Genomic DNA, 17,149 nt, shown 5'->3' on the forward strand with positions numbered 1-17,149 from the left:
TTCTTTGCTTTGGTTACAAGTTGTGGTTGTAAACCTTTCAGTAAATAGCTGATATGCTTTTATCAATCAGATAGTGAGTAAAAACGTCTCGTATTTTCATAAAATAGTTGACGGACGGCAGATTCAGGTTGATGCGTCAGCTTGCTATACGTGCGAATGACGTCGGCAGTCATCCGTGGATGTGTCTGTTGTCCGGTAAAAGGACCCTCGAACGGCCAGGGGCCGTCTGTCTCTGCCATGATCTGATCAGACGGATACTGTCTTGCCAAACCGCGGATCTCTTCTTCGTACAGGAGATCCGGTGTGAAGGAGACATAATAGCCGTTCCGGGCGATACGTTCGGTTGTGGCGGCAGAGCCTTTAAACCAGTGAAAATGCGCCTGCGTGACGCCGTGACGTTCCAGAAGGTCACAGGCGATGTCTGCGTCTTCATAAACGGCGTGCAGGACAATGGGCTTGCTATGCTTGCTTGCAAACTGGATGAAACGCTCCAGTAGCACTATGTAGGGAGCGAGGTCAAAAGGTGAACCGCTCTGTGAGGCTTCCAGCCGATTGTAATAGGGTAAGCCGACTTCACCCACGGCGACCATCTGCTGTACATGTTCGTCCATCCAGTCGAACAAGAGGTCAAGCTCAGCTTGCGGTGGAAGGGCCTGTTCGGGATGAAAGCCAAAGGCTGGCCGTACTAGCCCAGGGTAACGCTCGGCTAACCGTAGATTGGCTCGGCTGGAGTCCAGATGCATCGACACGGCTATCACGGCTTGGACGCTGCTATCAGCAAGTGAAGCGAGCAATAGCTTCTGTTGTTCGGGCGGGTAGCTGTCTACATGAATGTGCGCGTCGATTAATGGAGCGGGTCTTGTTGTGGTCAAATCCAAGCCTAGCTTTGTTTGGCTGTTCCATTTCGATGTACATCGAACTTTTACGTCACTCATGCCGATTCAATCCATCTTCCGGGATATTCTTGTGGACGCTCTTAGCATTGTCCATGTCGCCGTCCAGTTTGTACTTTTCCTCGCGCATCCAGCCGGTCATGGTCCGCTTCCATTCAATAAAGAGTGGATCGAGGGTGATTTCTTCCCTACGCGGGCGGGGAAAAGGGACATCTACGACATGCACCACCGAAGCAGGTCGCGCTGACAGCACATAAATGCGGTCGGAGAGCAGCAGCGCTTCTTCAATGCTGTGGGTAATGAACAGCACAGAGCGGCGGTTCTTCTCCCACATCCGCAATAACCATTGCTGCATGTCTGCACGTGTCAGCGCATCGAGTGCGCTGAACGGCTCATCCAGCAGCATTAATTCCTGCGGGCTGAGCAGTGCGCGAAGAAAGGCTGCGCGCTGTTGCATTCCACCAGACAGCGTATGTGGATACGCCTTGGCGAATTTGCCTAGTCCAACCTGCTCGAGCCATTGCAAGGCTTCTTTGCGACGCTCGCGTTCACTGGCGTACTGAGGGGGTACTGCTGTATTTTTACTTGGGGCATTTTCCTGCCCCAGCATTACGTTGTCCAGCGTGGTACGCCATGGGAAAAGGGCGGGCTGCTGTGGCATATAGCTGATATGCCCACGTTCACCAGTCATGTCCCGTCCGTGCATACGGATACGTCCCTGCTGTGGTTTGAGTAGCCCACCGATGATGTGAAACAGCGTACTTTTGCCGCTGCCTGACGGACCGATGAGGGAGACGAATTCTCCCGGCTTGACGGTTAGGGATACATCCTGCAGTACGGGCAGTAAGCTTCGCTTTTCGCGGAAGGCGAGGCTGATCCCGTCCAATTCCAGAGCAGGAGGGGCAGTCGAAGGACTCTGCTGTTCCCGGGCTCGTTGTTCATTAGCCACGTTATGTGATGATAAGTCAGTCGGATGCAGACTCATACGTGCCACGTCCTTTCTTTGCTGTATTTAATTCAAGGAGGAAGCTATTCCTGATCTGGTTTCCAGCGAACCAGCCATTTTTCCAGTAGTACTATGATGACAAACATCAGTAAACTGAGCGCGACAATGATGCCGATGGCGGCAAAAATGAGGTCCGTGCGATAGGCCGATTTTTGCAGCAACATATAATATCCGATTCCTTCGCTCGCACCAATCCATTCGGCAATAATTGCGCCCATCACACTGTAGGTGGCAGCAATCTTGATGCCGGAGAATACTTGCGGCAACGAGTGTGGCAACTCCAGCTTCATAAAAATAGCCATGCGGCCTGCACCCGACATCTGCATATAGTTCATCATCATACGGTCCGTCCGTGTCAGCCCGTCCATGGTCGCTACAGCCACGGGAAAAAAGCATACTAAGGTAATGACCATCAGCTTGGGCAACATGCCAAAACCAAACCACACCATGAGCAGCGGCCCCAGGGCGATGATCGGAATGTTTTGGCTCAGGATAAGCAGCGGATACAGGGCGGATTTGAGAAAAGGAATGGTATGAAGAAAGATGGCGATCAACAGTCCCGTTGCTGTCCCTATAGCGAATCCCGCAAGTGTCAGGCGAATTGTAGCCCATGTATGGGCACCAAGCAGCGCCGTCTGGGCTATGCCCTCGTGTACGATGAGGGATGGAGCTGGCAGTAGCCAGGATTCAACATGCAAATAGGAAACCGCCCCCTGCCAGGCCGCTAAAAAGAAGAGGACCGCCACAAGGGGCGGCCATACGCTTTTCCACCAGGATGCGTTCTTGCCTTTCGGATTCATGGGCGATATTTCTCGGTCAGCTTGTTCATGCTGATGCCTTGTGGGTTATGTGCGATTTTGATCTGTGAAATGACGCTGGGACTGCCCGCTTCCGTCAAAGCCTCATGCATTTCTTTAACCACTTTCAGCAACTCGTCGAGCTCGCCCTCCATGGTCGTATCCAATGGGTTCACCTGATGTTTGATACCGGAGCGCTGAATGACCTCAATCGCCTTATCTACATACGGGTAAGAGTCCTCGTTATTAGGAGTTTTAGGGATTACTTGAATACTGAGCAGTGTATTAGCCATGCAAATTCACCTGTCCTTCATTTGGAGTGTTTTAGAAAAATAGGGTGGTTTAAGGCGTTTGAGACCGCTCCGCGTTTCATTTGGTCTTACGATCGCTGTTGCAGGGGGATTCTTGGATTATTTAAGTTTTCAAAGGTAAGAATTCCCCTGCAAAGGCGAACGCTCCGCTTCTCCAGATTTCAAATGAACCGCTACGCTGCTGCCCGCCTTAAAAGCACCCTATTTTTAAAGCTGGTTTGTGCGGCATTTTTAACACACAAACGTACCTACTTAGCGCTTAGATAATATGAAACTAAAGAATAAACCAAGTGGAACGAGAACGAAGTGGGCGGAATGGTGCTGTACAAGCGTTAGCATTCGCCTTTGTAACCAGATTTCAACCTCTGGATATTCATAAAAGAAATCTGGATATAACAGCGATGGGAAGCATCATCCGACTGCGTAGTGGCGCTTCGTTCACTTCTCTAGTTCAGTCTTATTTAGCGTTTTAACAACATAATCAACGCTTGGGCAAGAAGTCGTTTGTGAAGGCCTTATCGACTTCCAAAGGCTTGCTGAGCAGCTTGCGTTCGTACATCCAGTCCGAATAGTTTTGCCATACCTCCGCTTTTTGCACGCCCCATTGCGCGGCATCATCCTGATAACGTGGGCTTAGCCATTTTTGGCTGGCAAGTACCAGTTTTTTATCCAGCTCCGGTACAGCTTTGCTTAAGATGTCCGCGGCTTCTTCCGGATGGGCGATAGTGTATTCATAGCCTTGGGCGGTAGCGTCCATGAACGCTTTAACCAGCTCGGGATCATTTTTTATCGTCTGTTCGTTGCTCACAATTACAGGCGTATAGTAATCGAGGCTTTTGGAATAATCTTTTACATACAGCATATCCAATGGCTCACCTCGAAGTTGGGCCTCGATTCCGGTCCATGCGTAGAAAATCCAGGCAAAGTCGATATCCCGCTTCACGGCTGTAAAATAGTCTGCATTACCCATGTTGACGATCTTCACTTTGCTCACATCGCCTTTGTCTGAATCCATGATGGATTTCATGACCGCTTCTTCTACGGGAGAGCCCCAACCGCCGTATTTTTTACCTTCAAAATCTTTCGGGCTTTTAATTCCGCGATCTACCGGGGCTGCGAAGCCTGAGGTATTATGCTGAATCACCGCAGCGATGGATACAAGCGGCACGCCTTGCGTGCGGGCCTGTGTGACGCCTTCTTGGTAGCTGATACCAAAAGGTGCAGCATTAGAAGCAACCATTTGATCGGCTCCGCCTGAACCAGGTTGAACAATTTGGACATTCAAACCTGCTTTTTCGTAAAATCCTTTGTCCTTGGCGACATAGAGTCCCGTATGATTCGTATTGGGTGTCCAGTCGAGCACGATTTTAACATCTTTGAGCCCCTTTGCCGGAGTAGACGTTTGAGTGTCGGTAGCGGAAGCCGCTTCTTGGGATGTAGGGGGACTTCCACCGCAAGCGGTCAGGGTCAGGGCCATGAGCCACAGACTGATCAGTCCCAGGCTTAATATTTTCATGCGCTTCATCGTTAGTGTTCTCTCCTTTTGATTACCCGGTATCCATCCAATCAGACAGCTTAAGTTTCCCACTTTCATAAAAATAACATCTGCCGGACGCGATCTTTCCAACAACTTAATCCTCAACAAAAAAAGCGTCCCGAGTTTCCGGGACGCTTGCGCTTGTATATACCAAAGTAAGGGATGGTCCTATGTAAAAAAGGCACATCTTGCTTAAGCATTCCTACGCTGGCATTACCCAGATCAGGTTGTAAGGGTCAGTGTCTTGGGACACACTCTCAGCCGGCCGATTCCAGCACCCCTGGCATTGTATGGTTTAATGGGTTCATTTATTCGGGTTTACTACGACGATTATATGCTTTGAATGCAGGTCTGTCCAGCATGAAGGGAGAGATGACGGTTCATTTGCCGAACGACAGGGTACACTTTTACTGTGAGCTTTGATCTGAAAATGAGTATGAATCAATCCGATTCGATCCGGTCATGTTATTTTCAGAACAGCAGCGCAGGTAGGTTCAGATGGGCTGGTGCCCAATGGCATGGCCGTAGAGAATTCTAATTCGTGAAAAGGAGTTGTTGTACTGTGGGTAAAACGGAAACATTGGATCGCAACCAACTGGAACAAGCCATTGTGAAGGCTTTGGATAACAACAAATTTTGTTCGTTAGGTACGGTAGAGGGTGGCAAACCGAAAGTACGCTATATGGCCCTTTTTAACGATGGAATGAACATTCATCTGGCGACAGATCGCAAAACGCATAAAGTGGATGAGCTAAAGGACAATCCGAATGCTTACCTGCTGCTGGGTTATGAGGTTGGCGGTACGAAGGAAGTTGTAGAAGTGGAGGCTACCGTCCAGATTACAGCTGATGAGGGGCTGCGCAAACAAGTGTGGAACGATTCCTTGAAGGAATGGTTCTCCGGACCGGATGATCCCGATTATGTCATTCTGGACGTGAATCCGACTCGCATTGAGTATGTGGGTCAGCAAACGGAGCGCCAGGTGTGGAAGAAATAATACGAATATAAATGGATAGACCAGTGAATCTCCGAGTTTTTATTAGGAGGTTTGCTGGTTTTTTTATGTTTGAGAAAATTAATTATTTTTTCATAAATAATTTTAAGTAAATGACTACTCTTTTGTCTGGCGTTGGATTAAAATAGAAATGGTGGGTTCAAGGCTTACATATATGTGCAAAAGTATGTATATGAGGCATACACCTTAATGAGGAGGGGTATATTTTGTTATTACGTAAAAATTGGTTTAAAGGGTTTACAGCAGCAGTTGTAGCTTGTAGCATGCTGGTGTTTTCAGCCGTTCCATCCTGGGCAGCTAGTGATTCTCGTGATAGCGCTACGGTGAATTTGCGGATCATGGAAACAACGGATATCCATGCGTCCCTGATGAACTACGATTACTATTCGGACAAAGAAACCAACGAGTATGGCTTGGTTAGTACAGCTAGCTTGATCCAGAAGGCACGTAGTGAAACAAGAAACAGTATGCTGTTCGATAATGGTGATTTGCTGCAGGGCAACCCATTAGGCGATTATATGGCCCGCAACAAAACCTTTGAGAAAGAAGGCGGTGTCCATCCGGTCTACAAGATGATGAACCTGATGGGCTATGATGCAGCTACAGTGGGCAACCATGAATTCAACTACGGTCTCGACTTTCTGGACAAATCGCTCAAGGGAGCTGATTTTCCTTATGTAAATGCGAACGTTTATGTTGATAAAGGGGGCCAAGCTACTAAAAATTATTTTACCCCTTATCAGATTCTTGATAAAACAGTAACGGACGAGAAGGGCGAAGAGCATACACTCAGAGTGGGTGTGATCGGTCTGGTCACACCTCAAATTATGCAGTGGGATGAAGCCAATTTGAAGGATAAAGTCGTTACGAAGGATATTGTGGAAACGGCGAAAAAGTTTATTCCTCAAATGAAGACGGAAGGTGCTGACATTATTGTCGTGCTTGCGCATACCGGTTATGAGGATGTGCCACAAACGCCACTGATGGAGAATGCCGTTAAGTATTTGAGCCAGGTGGACGGAATTAACGCTATTCTGTTTGGGCATGCTCATAAATCTTTCCCTGGCCCTGATTTTAAAGATATGAAGGGTGTAGATCTGGATAAGGGAACCATTAATGGCGTACCGGCCGTGGAAGCTTCCTCATGGGGCAAGGATCTGGGTATCATTGACCTGAGCCTAGAAAAGAAAAATCGCGAGTGGAACGTGACTAACTCTCAATCTCAAGTGCGTCCGGTTGTGAGCACCACTAATCAGACTGTGCAGTTTATCCCTGAATTTAAACTGATTGATGCGGTCAAAGAAGAGCATCAAGGAACGCTGGATTATATTCGCCAGCCTGTAGGAACAACGACGGCGCCAATTACCAGCTATTTTGCATTAGTGCAGGACGACCCTTCCATTCAAATTGTGACGAATGCACAGAAATGGTATGTTCAAAACCATCTCAAAGGAACTGAATACGAAAAACTTCCAGTATTGTCGGCAGGCGCTCCATTCAAGGCCGGCGGTCGAAACGGAGCCGAGTATTACACTAATATTCCTGAAGGTACGGTAGCGATTAAAAACGTGTCCGACCTGTATGTGTACCCGAACACGGTTCATGCTGTAGAAGTGACCGGTGCTGAAATTCAGGAATGGCTGGAGTGGTCTGCGGGTCAGTTCAACCGTATTGATCCAAAGCAAACTGAGGAGCAATCGCTGATCAACAAGGATTTCCCAACCTACAATTTCGATGTCATTGACGGTGTGAATTACCAGATTGATGTAACGCAGCCTGCACGATATGATGCCAAGGGAACTATTATTGATTCTTCAGCGCATCGTATCAAGGATCTGCAATACAATGGGAAGGCTATTGATCCTGCGCAGAAATTTATCGTAGCCACCAATAACTATCGTGCTTCCTCATCCAAACTGGCCAACCCAGATGGCAAACGAATTGTGATGGCAGCACCGGATGAAAGTCGTCAAGTCGTTGTTGACTATATTCGTACGAACGGAACGATTAATCCATCGGCGGATGGCAACTGGTCTATTGCTCCTTTTGGTCAGGCAAAGGTTACTTTCGAGTCCTCTCCTGATGCCAAAGACGTGCTGGCAGGCAATCAACAAATTTCATACTTGAGCGGCGCGGCAGACGGCTTTGCCAAATACAGCTTAAAAGCTGGCGCTAAGCCTAGTGCAGCAACGACTCCTGTAAAGGAAGCTGTGGCTCCCGCGAAAGCAACAGCAAAGCCAGCTGTTAAAACGACCAAACCGGCGGCTGTTAAACCAGCTAAAACAACAAAGCCAAAGGCGTCCAAATAACTTCGAATTTTAGTTTTCGTTTAATATCAGAATGAAGCAGCAAGTCTCTTTAACCAAGAGATTTGTTGCTTTTTTTAATGTCAAAAAAACAGCCCCGAATTATTATGAGTGTAAAAAGGTTTTGTTTTTGTCGAATATGTACTTAAGTCCTAAGTTATCGTTAAGAATAAGCTGCTTTTTTGTAAAAAAACGTAATTATATAGTACTTTTGTTCTAGTTATTTGTGATATAATGGTGAAAAAACCGGAAAATTGTTCCGAGGAGGACCATTATGACATGCAGCAATTGCAGCATCATATTACCTATAAAGGATCAAGGATTGCTTAGAATTAGGTATTCCAGGGTGTCGCTTACTCCAGCATTGGATGGTTTGGGTATGCTATCGGAACAAATGAAGCAGCAACATGAGCGTGAGGGCGGCATAGAGTTTCGCTATGACAGCCGTTCAGAGTTGGAACAGCTGGTTAACGAACTGGCTCGTCTGCCGCAGGAATACTTGAACCATATACAAGTTGTGGTGACTGGCTTGCATCATGTCGAAGGATATGAGGACTGGCTTTTATTTAGTCAATTGCAAGCCAGACTGCAACATCCGGATATCGTGAGTATTATTAAGGATCAAAGTTTTTCCAGCCATATGCAGCCTATTGTTGACCACAAGCTGGATATTATCGGGTTTGAGTTTTTGCTGCGTCCGTCACATGCGGAGAGACCTTTTCAGCCTTTCCGACTGTTTGAAATCGCCCGTGAAGCTGGCTTGCATGCTCATCTGGATCGCTCGGCTCGTTATTCCGCTATTGAAAAAAGTGCAACATGCCTTCCGGCGGGGATTAAACGTTTTATTAACTTTCTCCCTTCCACCATTTATAATCCGGCTTATTGCTTGAATCACACCTTTGAGACGATTGATCGGTTATCCATGAGTACTAAGGATTTTGTATTTGAGGTCGTAGAAACGGAAGAGATAGACGACCTTAATTTTTTGCATCATATCTTTGAACAGTATCGTAATCGAGGAGTTTCAGTTGCCCTGGACGATGTGGGGGCAGGCTATTCTACGACAGAGCTTATGAATTGCCTTCAGCCGGATTATGTCAAAATTGACCGTAGTATAATTGACGGCTGTCATAGTAACAGTAATCAGAAACGGCAAATCACAGGAATTGTAGAATCGGCTTTTCGTTTTGGAGGCCAAGTGTTGGCTGAAGGAGTAGAGCAGATAGAGGATTTTGAATTTTGTCGTGAAGCAGGTGTGTCACTGGCTCAGGGTTATTTGTTTGGCAAGCCGGAGCCCGGTCCGCCCTCCAATTTTATGCTTAGCAGCGTAATATAGTCAGGAACAAATTTAAGTAGATGTAGTTTATAAAAATTGGAGCTTAAATAAGGCTGTCGTATAAGCATTGATGTAAAAAACGCGAGTGCAGAGGTTATTTCACCCCTGCAACTCGCGTTTTTTGGTCATGCTTGCCCACCTGAACAAGCTCTGGCAAGCAAAGCCACCCAGTCTCCAATTTTACTTGGTAAGGGCCGTTAAAAGCCCGGAAGCAGTTTACGACCGTTTTTTTTAAAAGTAAAGATTGACGTTTTGAAGAAAATTGGATACAGTGTACTATATAAGAAACAGTGTTTCCTTGGTGATACACTGTATCTATATTAGGTAAAAGGTTTAACAATACAGGGAGGACAACCAAAATGAAAGCAGTGCAACTGAAAAACGGTTTTGGCTTTGAAGAGTTAACCTTGATGGAACTTGACACACCGGTGCCGGGACGGCTGGAAGTTCTGATCCGCATAAAGGCAGCGTCCCTCAATTACCGTGATTTGGTAGTTATCAACGGAGTCATGCCGATCGGCATTCAATTTCCCTTCATTCCGTTATCCGATGGAGCGGGTGAAATTGTAGCTGTGGGCGAAGGGGTGACAAAATTTCAGGTTGGACAAAGGGTAGCGGCAAATTTACAACAGAAATTCATTGGCGGGAGCACGAGAGCAGAGGTCTTAAAGGACAGTCTGGGAGGCCCGCTCAGTGGAGTGGCGGCTGAATATATCGTTCTGCATGAAGAAGGGGTCGTCGCCATTCCGGATCACCTTTCTTGGGAGGAGGCTTCCACCTTGCCGATTGCGGCATTAACCGCATGGAGCATGCTGATGGAATCCGGTGGGCTACGAGCGGGAGATACGGTGCTCTTGCAAGGAACAGGCGGTGTTTCCATCTTTGGGCTTCAATTCTCTCTGATGGCGGGAGCACGGGTAATTATCACATCGAGCAGCAATGACAAGCTGGAACGGGCAAAGGCTCTCGGCGCATGGCAGACAATCAACTATTCGGAGGTTCCAGAGTGGGATAAGGTGGCTCTGGAGCTGACAGGCGGCGGAGTCGACCATGTCCTGGATGTAGGGGGAGCGGCAACAATGGCGCAATCCATCAATGCACTTCGTACCGGAGGGACTGTGAGCATGGTCGGATTCTTATCGGGCTTGACCATTCCTGAGTTCGATGTCACCAGCATTTTGCAGAAGGCTGCGACGATTCGCGGCAGCCAAGTCGGTAACCGGGAACATTTCGAAAACATGAATCGTGCCATTTCGCGCCATCGTTTACATCCTGTCATCGACCGGGTATTCCCGCTCAGCCGAATCGGCGAAGCCTTCGCACTTTTGGCTGAAGGAAAACAGTATTTCGGTAAAATCGTCGTTCAAATATAAATGAGCATTTTGCATAAATCCCAAGAGCGATTTCAAATCAGCAATATATAGATCGAAACGGTTTAGTTCGTCTATATAGTGTACTTTCGAGCGTTGGGAATCGAATTATGCAAAATGCTGAAATATTATTCAACATCACATAGGAGGCACTCTAATGCCCAGTAAGCCTGATTTATCTGTAAAAGATTCTCAAGAAGGAAAGAATAAGAAACCGCGTAAATGGGTACGAAAAACCGGATTATCGTTGCTGTCGGTAATCCTCCTGGGAGTGGTTATTTTTATGCTCATCCCTTCCCCTGTCCAGCCTGCAAAATGGCTTGCACCTTCGGCCCCCTCTTTTGAACAAGCGGGTCCATGGCAACAAAACAACAAACTCAGCTCCGCAGAGCTTGTTACAGATGCCCCTAAGTTTCCGGAATTTATCACCTTTGACAAGGAAGGGAATTTATATACGGGAGACTCCGATGGGGAAATTTATAAGGTTGCCTTTGATACAAAGGGCAATCCGCAAAAGGCCCAGCTATATGCAGATACCAAAGGAACGCCCAATGGACTTATGTTTGACACAAGTGGAAATCTGATCGTTACGGATGTTAAGAAGGGGCTGCTGTCGGTAGATCCATCCGGAAACGTGACGGTGTTGGCCAATCAAGTCGACGACACACCGATCTATTTGGCCAACGAGCTGGATATTGCCAAAGATGGTACCGTTTATTTTTCTGACACCTCCAATTATGGCAGTGTAGTCTTCAAAGAAATCGCCGAGAACAAGCCGCATGGACGTTTGCTTAAATATGATCCGGCGACCAAGCAGACGACAGTTCTGTTGGAAGGCCTTTATTTTGCGAACGGGGTTGCCTTGTCTGCGGACGAAGATTTTGTACTTGTGGCAGAGTCGTATCACTACCAATTGACCCGATACTGGCTCAAAGGGCCGAAGAAGGGGACTTCGGATATTTTTGCGGATAATCTCGCCGGTTTTCCGGATAACATTACGCGTGATGATCAAGGCCATTTCTGGGTCGGTCTCTTCACGACACGTATTCCCTTTGTAGATCAGATGCATGGAAGCCCGTGGCTGGCTGGAATGATGGCCAAATTGCCTCAATCGCTGCTCAGCGGTGCAAGCGCACCTGTGAAGCATGGACTTGCTGTGGAGCTTAATCCGCAGGGTAAACTCATCGGAAGCTGGCATGATCCTGAAGGCTCGCTTTATGGGGTAACCACGGCTGTAAACCATGACGGATATTTATATATAGGTACAGCTCCTGGAGGCAGCCAGGGTGTTCATCGCGTGCTTTTAACCAAATAAGCTTGGGGAGGGTTTAACATGATATTGGATGAGTTGAAATTATCCTGGAAAGCGAAGGAAAGCCTGGCCGGGAAAGTAGCTTTGGTAACAGGCGCAAGCAGCGGCATTGGGGCATCGATTGCAAAAAAACTGGCAAAGCGAGGCGCGTATGTAGCTGTATTGGCACGCCGTCAGGAGCGATTGGATGAATTGGTTCGCGACTTGCATCAAGAGGAATTGTACGAGGTCATGGCAATACCTGCCGATATCCAAAAAGCTGAAGACGTACAGCAGGCGGTCCACGCCATTCTTGAACGCTGGGGACGGCTTGACATTATCGTTGCCAATGCCGGCTTCGGGTATCGAAGCCCACTGGCAGAAGTGGAACTGGAAAGGTGGGAGGAGCTTTACAAGACGAATGTGCACGGTCTTGTCCTGACACTGAAGTACGGACTTCAGCCAATGAGGGAACAGGCCAAGGGGGATGTTGTCATTGTTTCCTCTATTGCAGCGAAGGAAGTGGTTGCCGGAGGAGGACTATACAGCGCTACCAAGTACGGCGTTAGCGCCATAGCCTCTGCATTGCGTTTGGAGACCAGTACGCAAGGAATTCGTGTAACTGCGATTCACCCCGGGGCGGTGGCGACGGAGTTTTCGCAGGTGGCCGGATATCCCGAGCAGGAAATTCGGACGTTTGCTTCGAGCGTTTTGCCGCTGCATCCCGATGATGTTGCAGAAGCTGCCCTTTATGCACTAGAGCAGCCGGAGCATGTCAATATTCCAGAGTTGACCATTATGCCTTCGAGGCAGGTCCAGCGGTTCAAATAGAGCGATATTTATTCTGACACAAACCGGGTGACCGGGTATGGTCATCGCCGATGCCGGGTATGGCGGCGAGAGGGTTCGTGCCTTCGCTTGACCATAACCTGCTCAAATGGGTGAGCATGAACTAAAAAGCGCGAGCTACAGGGGGAATAACCCTTGCACTCGCGCTTTTTTTATACTAATGACGAACCGTGACTGTCCAATAAATTTTAAAACCAGCTTTGGGACAGCTCCATTTACTATAGAGCAGACCATATTCTGTGAACATTTTGGCCCCACGTTCGCTCATCCAGTCAGCGTGAGCACAGCTATAGTGTAATGACGTACAGACCTAGCGGCGTAGATGCACTGCCGGCGACCATGAAGCTGAGATCATAGCTGGATCTGCCGGGAGGGACGCTGATATCAGCCAATCGGCATACCTTGGTATTATCTCGTAGCAGAGGGATACCATATACACGATCATCCACGCGTACAGATCCGGCGAACGCGCCCCCACGTGGATTGGCGTAGATTCGTACGATACGTACCACGTCACTGTCATTAACGATGGGAATGGTCGCGTTGTATATAGTTCCGAATTGTCCACGATTATCTAGCGCAGGCCCCAGCTCGCTGCGTGCCCCGGTAAATAGCAGATCGGCAGGAGTCTCGCCGTTCAGCTTTTTGGTGGCACACGCCCGATAGTTGGCGCTCTGCCCCACCACGTACTCTGGCATCCGTGCATTCGTTTCGGAAAAGGACCACACCCCTCTTGGATGCGCCTGGGGTGGAGGTACGGGAGGAAGCGCATCCATATGAATTTGGCGCAGATCGGTCTGCGTATCCTTGCTGATCACGGTGCGAATCACATAATCCAGCGTACCGTGGCCTTCAGCAAATTCTACTGTGAGGTCATAGATGAATCCGGCCAGCGATCCTTCGGGCAGCTCAAATTCCTCCAGCAGAGCGGTGCCTTTGCCGAATTTATGACGGTCTGCTGGCTTCAGACGTTCCATCGTACCCGCCAAACAGCTTTTGGCAATAGACTGCCCGACATCAATAATCCAGTTGCCGTCCTCAGGCACAATCTTAAGAGCGCGTTCAATATGGCGTACTTCCAGTTTAGCAGCGCTCTTGTTCTCTACAGTGATGCCCAGTTTGACAGGGCTGCCGATTTTGTTATAATGCCAGCCGAAAATGCGATGTTTGACTGTTCGGGTTGTCGAGCGAACCACGTCATGCCACAGGGTGGCTTGCTCGGTAGGTACCGTCACATGGGTAAGCGTCTCCGGGTTATCGCTAAGCATCAGGCGGCGTGTTCCGCCCTCAGTGGCTGACTCCACATCCACATGGATGTTGGGCGGGATCACGGCAGTTTCCACAATCAGATCCTTTGGCTCCTTGGGTCGATGATTCATGTAAATTCCTCCTTTTATTCAAAAGTGGCACCGCTTTGGGTACATGTATATGGGCAGTTCATAAATATAGGTAACGCCAGATCCATTTATACAACCTGTTTTACAAAATATTTTTTTAAAATAAACCTCCGCAGATTATAGCGGCTCTGCTAATGCGTCGAAGCAAGCTTACAAGACTCTTGTTCCCAATCACCAACGATTCGCAGCCAGGTATTGCGTGTATGTTAAGAGCATAAGCTATTGGATGTACAGAGAAGCTACAGGAGGGAAACATGCCTAAAAAAATATGGTGGAAGGAAGCCGTTGTATATCAGATTTACCCGATCAGTTTTCAGGATTCTGACGGAGACGGTAAAGGGGACTTGCGAGGCATTTTGTCCAGGCTGGATTATTTGTGTGAACTGGGTATTGATGTTATCTGGATTTGTCCGGTATATAAATCGCCCAATCACGATAATGGATATGATATTAGCGATTATTATGCCATTATGGATGAGTTTGGAACAATGGAGGATTTTGACGAACTGCTTCACCAGGCGCATGAACGAGGTATCAAAATCATGATGGATTTGGTATTAAACCATACATCGGATGAGCATCCGTGGTTTACGGAGTCACGCTCGTCCAAGGATAATCCGAAGCGGGACTACTACATATGGCGAACAGGCAAAAATGGCGGATATCCGAACAACTGGGAATCGTATTTTTCTGGCTCAGTGTGGAAATATGACAAGCTTACAGACGAATATTACATGCATCTATATTCCGAGCATCAGCCGGATCTGAACTGGGAAAATGAAGAGATGGTGGGCGAGCTCTACCGCATGGTGGAATGGTGGCTGAAAAAGGGAGTCGATGGCTTCCGTTTTGACGCTATTGCCCATATTGTCAAAGCCGAAGGGCTGCCGGATGCCGATAATCCCGACAAACGAACCTTGGTACGGGCCTATCAGCTCTTTTCCAATCTGGAACAGGTACATGTGCTTCTACGGATGCTGAATGAAAAGGTGCTGGAATGTTATCCCTTAATGACAGTTGGCGAAACGTCTGGCTTAGGACCGGAACAGGCGCTTGATTATGTGGGAGACCAGCGGCATGAATTGAATATGGTCTTCCAGTTTGAACACATGTTTATTGATGCCCAAGGGCTAGGGACGGAAAAATGGAAATCCAAGCCATGGACGCTGGTGGAGCTGAAAAAAATAATGAGCAGTTGGCAGACAGTGCTTCATCAGGAAGGATGGAATGCCAATTATCTCAACAATCATGATCAACCTCGGGCTCTCTCCAGATTTGCGAATGATGGACAATATCGTGTGGAATCCGCCAAAATGCTGGCAACTCTCACACATATGCTTGAGGGTACGCCTTATATTTATCAGGGTGAGGAAATTGGGATGACGAATATTGCATTCCCGTCGATTGATGATTATCGGGATGTGGAAACGTTAAACTATTATGAGCAGCAACGAAAGATTGGTGAGCCGGAGGAGCAGATTATGGCGGAAATTTGGCGAAAAAGCCGGGATAATGCACGCACTCCTATGCAGTGGGATGCTGGTCCTGCGGCCGGATTTACCGATGGAGAGCCGTGGATGAAGATTAACGATAACTACACACACATTAATGCAGAGGCTGAAAGAAATAATCCAGGCTCGATTTTCCACTATTATCGTAAGTTGATTGCTCTACGCAAACAACATGAGGTCATAGTCTATGGCGAATACAAGCTTCTGTTGCCACTGGATACAGAGCTGTATGTATTCACTCGTATGTTGGGAAAAGAGCGTTTGCTGGTCATTTTGAATTTCTTTGACCGTGATCCGGTGTTCCACTGGCCCGAAGGTGAGGAGCTTCCTGCCGCCAAGGCGGAACTACTTCTCTCCAACTACGAACCGGTACAAGGGGAACAACTGCATGCCTTGAAGCTGCGGCCTTATGAAGCCAGAGTGTATAAGCTAACCATGCATTAGGCTTTGCTATCTTTAGAATGGTAAAAGGAAGGGAAGGCTCATAGAGCCTTCCCTTCCTTGGAGTAAACTAAAAAGCCCAATCCACACTGAAAACCATGGGCAGGTGTGGATCGGGCTCATTATGATATGGTCTCATTAAATGTAGTTACTTTTTAGTGATAATGTTTCACCTTAAGGTCGTCTAGACTTTTAAACTCATACCCTTGCTTGCGAGCCTCGTCGATGATAGAAGCAAGCGCCTCGGCATTATCCTTGGATACGGAATGGAGCAAAATGACCGCTCCAGGGTGGAGCTGCTGCATGACTTGACGATAGGCATAGTCCGTTCCTTGCTGAATTTTTGTGTCCCAGTCCTTGTAAGCCACAGACCAGAATACGCTCGTATATCCGGCTTCTCGACAGGAAGCCAATGCTTTTTCACTAAAAATGCCGCGAGGCGGCCGGACATATTTCATTTCTTTTTGCCCGGTTAGCTCTGCCGATGCATTTCGTACCCGATCCAGTTCAGACCGAATCTCTGCCGAAGAAATGGTGCTCATATCAGGATGGCTCCATGAATGGTTGCCGATAATATGGCCCTCACTCGCCATGCGTCGCATCAAAGCTGGCTGGTCTTTTACAAAATGCCCCGTCACAAAGAAGGCGGCCGGAACCTTTTTGGCCTTCAATACATCCAGCACTTTCGGAGTATACCCATTCTCATAGCCGTTGTCGAAAGTGAGAAATAATTCTTTTTTAGTCGTATCCCCCAGAAAGATGCCACCTTGTCTTTCGATCAGGTGCATAAAGCCTTCTTGTGCGATGGAAGGCAGCTCCCCTCCTTTACTTTTTTTAAACCCAAAATGATAAGGCTGTCCGTCAACAGTCTGAGTAGCCCATGCGGATTCCGCCGTAACTGCCAACATACCCGTTACTGCAATGCATAGCCACAAGGTAAATATTCGCTTCATCTATTTTCCTCCGCTTTCGTCCCGTTCGGGTAAGGTGTGTATGCTTCGACATATTTCATACCATCTGCAATATCGTACTGATTTATGCAAGGACATGCTTTGACCGAATGTAAAACTCATATTGACATGAATAATA

General features: G+C 47.8%; 15 protein-coding genes and 1 riboswitch. Of the genes, 8 read left to right on the top strand and 7 right to left on the bottom strand.

All coding sequences use genetic code 11. The features are described from left to right. Positions 1–62: 62 nt before the first annotated feature. The 4 genes from MKY35_RS02080 to MKY35_RS02095 are packed head-to-tail and all read right to left on the bottom strand — an operon-like array spanning position 63 to position 2,989. Positions 63–872, bottom strand: a complete 810-nt coding sequence (locus MKY35_RS02080) for a TatD family hydrolase (RefSeq protein WP_342446584.1) — start codon at positions 870–872, stop codon at positions 63–65. Positions 873–927: 55 nt separating this feature from the next. After that, a complete protein-coding gene (locus MKY35_RS02085; RefSeq protein ID WP_342445442.1) occupies positions 928–1,878 on the bottom strand; it encodes an ABC transporter ATP-binding protein in 951 nt (316 codons plus the stop codon). A 44-nt stretch (positions 1,879–1,922) separates the two neighbouring features. After that, positions 1,923–2,699: an ABC transporter permease gene (locus MKY35_RS02090; RefSeq protein WP_342445443.1), complete on the bottom strand. Its 777-nt coding sequence runs from the start codon at positions 2,697–2,699 to the stop codon at positions 1,923–1,925. Beyond that, positions 2,696–2,989, bottom strand: a complete 294-nt coding sequence (locus tag MKY35_RS02095) for an MTH1187 family thiamine-binding protein (RefSeq protein WP_342445444.1) — start codon at positions 2,987–2,989, stop codon at positions 2,696–2,698. Before MKY35_RS02095 ends, MKY35_RS02090 begins: the two co-directional genes overlap by 4 nt. 308 nt (positions 2,990–3,297) lie before the next feature. Here MKY35_RS02095 and MKY35_RS02100 point away from each other — a divergent pair, with 308 nt between their 5' ends. Next, the gene (locus MKY35_RS02100) at positions 3,298–3,480 is read left to right on the top strand and encodes a hypothetical protein (protein ID WP_342445445.1); all 183 of its coding nucleotides are present in this window, start codon (positions 3,298–3,300) and stop codon (positions 3,478–3,480) included. 8 nt (positions 3,481–3,488) lie between these two features. On the opposite strand, the gene MKY35_RS02105 is transcribed toward MKY35_RS02100, so the two are convergent. After that, complete coding sequence (locus MKY35_RS02105) at positions 3,489–4,532, bottom strand: ABC transporter substrate-binding protein (protein ID WP_318627663.1); 1,044 nt, start codon at positions 4,530–4,532, stop codon at positions 3,489–3,491. A gap of 194 nt (positions 4,533–4,726) precedes the next feature. Continuing rightward, positions 4,727–4,836, bottom strand: a riboswitch (TPP riboswitch). 270 nt (positions 4,837–5,106) lie between these two features. On the opposite strand from MKY35_RS02105, the gene MKY35_RS02110 reads away from it, so the two are divergent. From MKY35_RS02110 to MKY35_RS02135, 6 genes are all read left to right on the top strand, one after another. Beyond that, positions 5,107–5,541, top strand: a complete 435-nt coding sequence (locus tag MKY35_RS02110; RefSeq protein ID WP_029514695.1) for a pyridoxamine 5'-phosphate oxidase family protein — start codon at positions 5,107–5,109, stop codon at positions 5,539–5,541. A 224-nt stretch (positions 5,542–5,765) separates the two neighbouring features. Then, positions 5,766–7,868 (top strand): bifunctional 2',3'-cyclic-nucleotide 2'-phosphodiesterase/3'-nucleotidase, encoded by a 2,103-nt coding sequence (locus tag MKY35_RS02115; protein ID WP_342445446.1) that lies wholly within the window; start codon positions 5,766–5,768, stop codon positions 7,866–7,868. A gap of 271 nt (positions 7,869–8,139) precedes the next feature. Continuing rightward, entirely contained in the window at positions 8,140–9,201 is a 1,062-nt protein-coding gene (locus MKY35_RS02120) for an EAL domain-containing protein (protein ID WP_342445447.1), read from the top strand. A gap of 359 nt (positions 9,202–9,560) precedes the next feature. Beyond that, the gene (locus MKY35_RS02125) at positions 9,561–10,574 is read left to right on the top strand and encodes an NAD(P)-dependent alcohol dehydrogenase (RefSeq protein WP_069010760.1); all 1,014 of its coding nucleotides are present in this window, start codon (positions 9,561–9,563) and stop codon (positions 10,572–10,574) included. A gap of 154 nt (positions 10,575–10,728) precedes the next feature. Further along, positions 10,729–11,886: an SMP-30/gluconolactonase/LRE family protein gene (locus tag MKY35_RS02130; RefSeq protein WP_342445448.1), complete on the top strand. Its 1,158-nt coding sequence runs from the start codon at positions 10,729–10,731 to the stop codon at positions 11,884–11,886. Between the two features lie 18 nt (positions 11,887–11,904). Further along, positions 11,905–12,693 (top strand): SDR family oxidoreductase, encoded by a 789-nt coding sequence (locus MKY35_RS02135; RefSeq protein WP_342445449.1) that lies wholly within the window; start codon positions 11,905–11,907, stop codon positions 12,691–12,693. A 305-nt stretch (positions 12,694–12,998) separates the two neighbouring features. On the opposite strand, the gene MKY35_RS02140 is transcribed toward MKY35_RS02135, so the two are convergent. Next, on the bottom strand, positions 12,999–14,090 hold the full coding sequence (locus tag MKY35_RS02140) for a hypothetical protein (RefSeq protein WP_342445450.1): 1,092 nt from the start codon (positions 14,088–14,090) through the stop codon (positions 12,999–13,001). Positions 14,091–14,362: 272 nt separating this feature from the next. Here MKY35_RS02140 and MKY35_RS02145 point away from each other — a divergent pair, with 272 nt between their 5' ends. After that, positions 14,363–16,063, top strand: coding sequence for an alpha-glucosidase (locus MKY35_RS02145; RefSeq protein WP_342445451.1), 1,701 nt, complete (start codon positions 14,363–14,365; stop codon positions 16,061–16,063). Positions 16,064–16,215: 152 nt separating this feature from the next. Here the strand turns inward: MKY35_RS02145 and pdaA are convergent, their stop codons facing one another. Continuing rightward, positions 16,216–17,013: a delta-lactam-biosynthetic de-N-acetylase gene (gene pdaA, locus MKY35_RS02150; protein ID WP_342445452.1), complete on the bottom strand. Its 798-nt coding sequence runs from the start codon at positions 17,011–17,013 to the stop codon at positions 16,216–16,218. Between the last annotated feature and the right edge of the window lie 136 nt (positions 17,014–17,149).

This window comes from Paenibacillus sp. FSL L8-0638 (assembly GCF_038593075.1).
GTDB classification, from domain to species: Bacteria; Bacillota; Bacilli; order Paenibacillales; family Paenibacillaceae; genus Paenibacillus; species Paenibacillus polymyxa_D.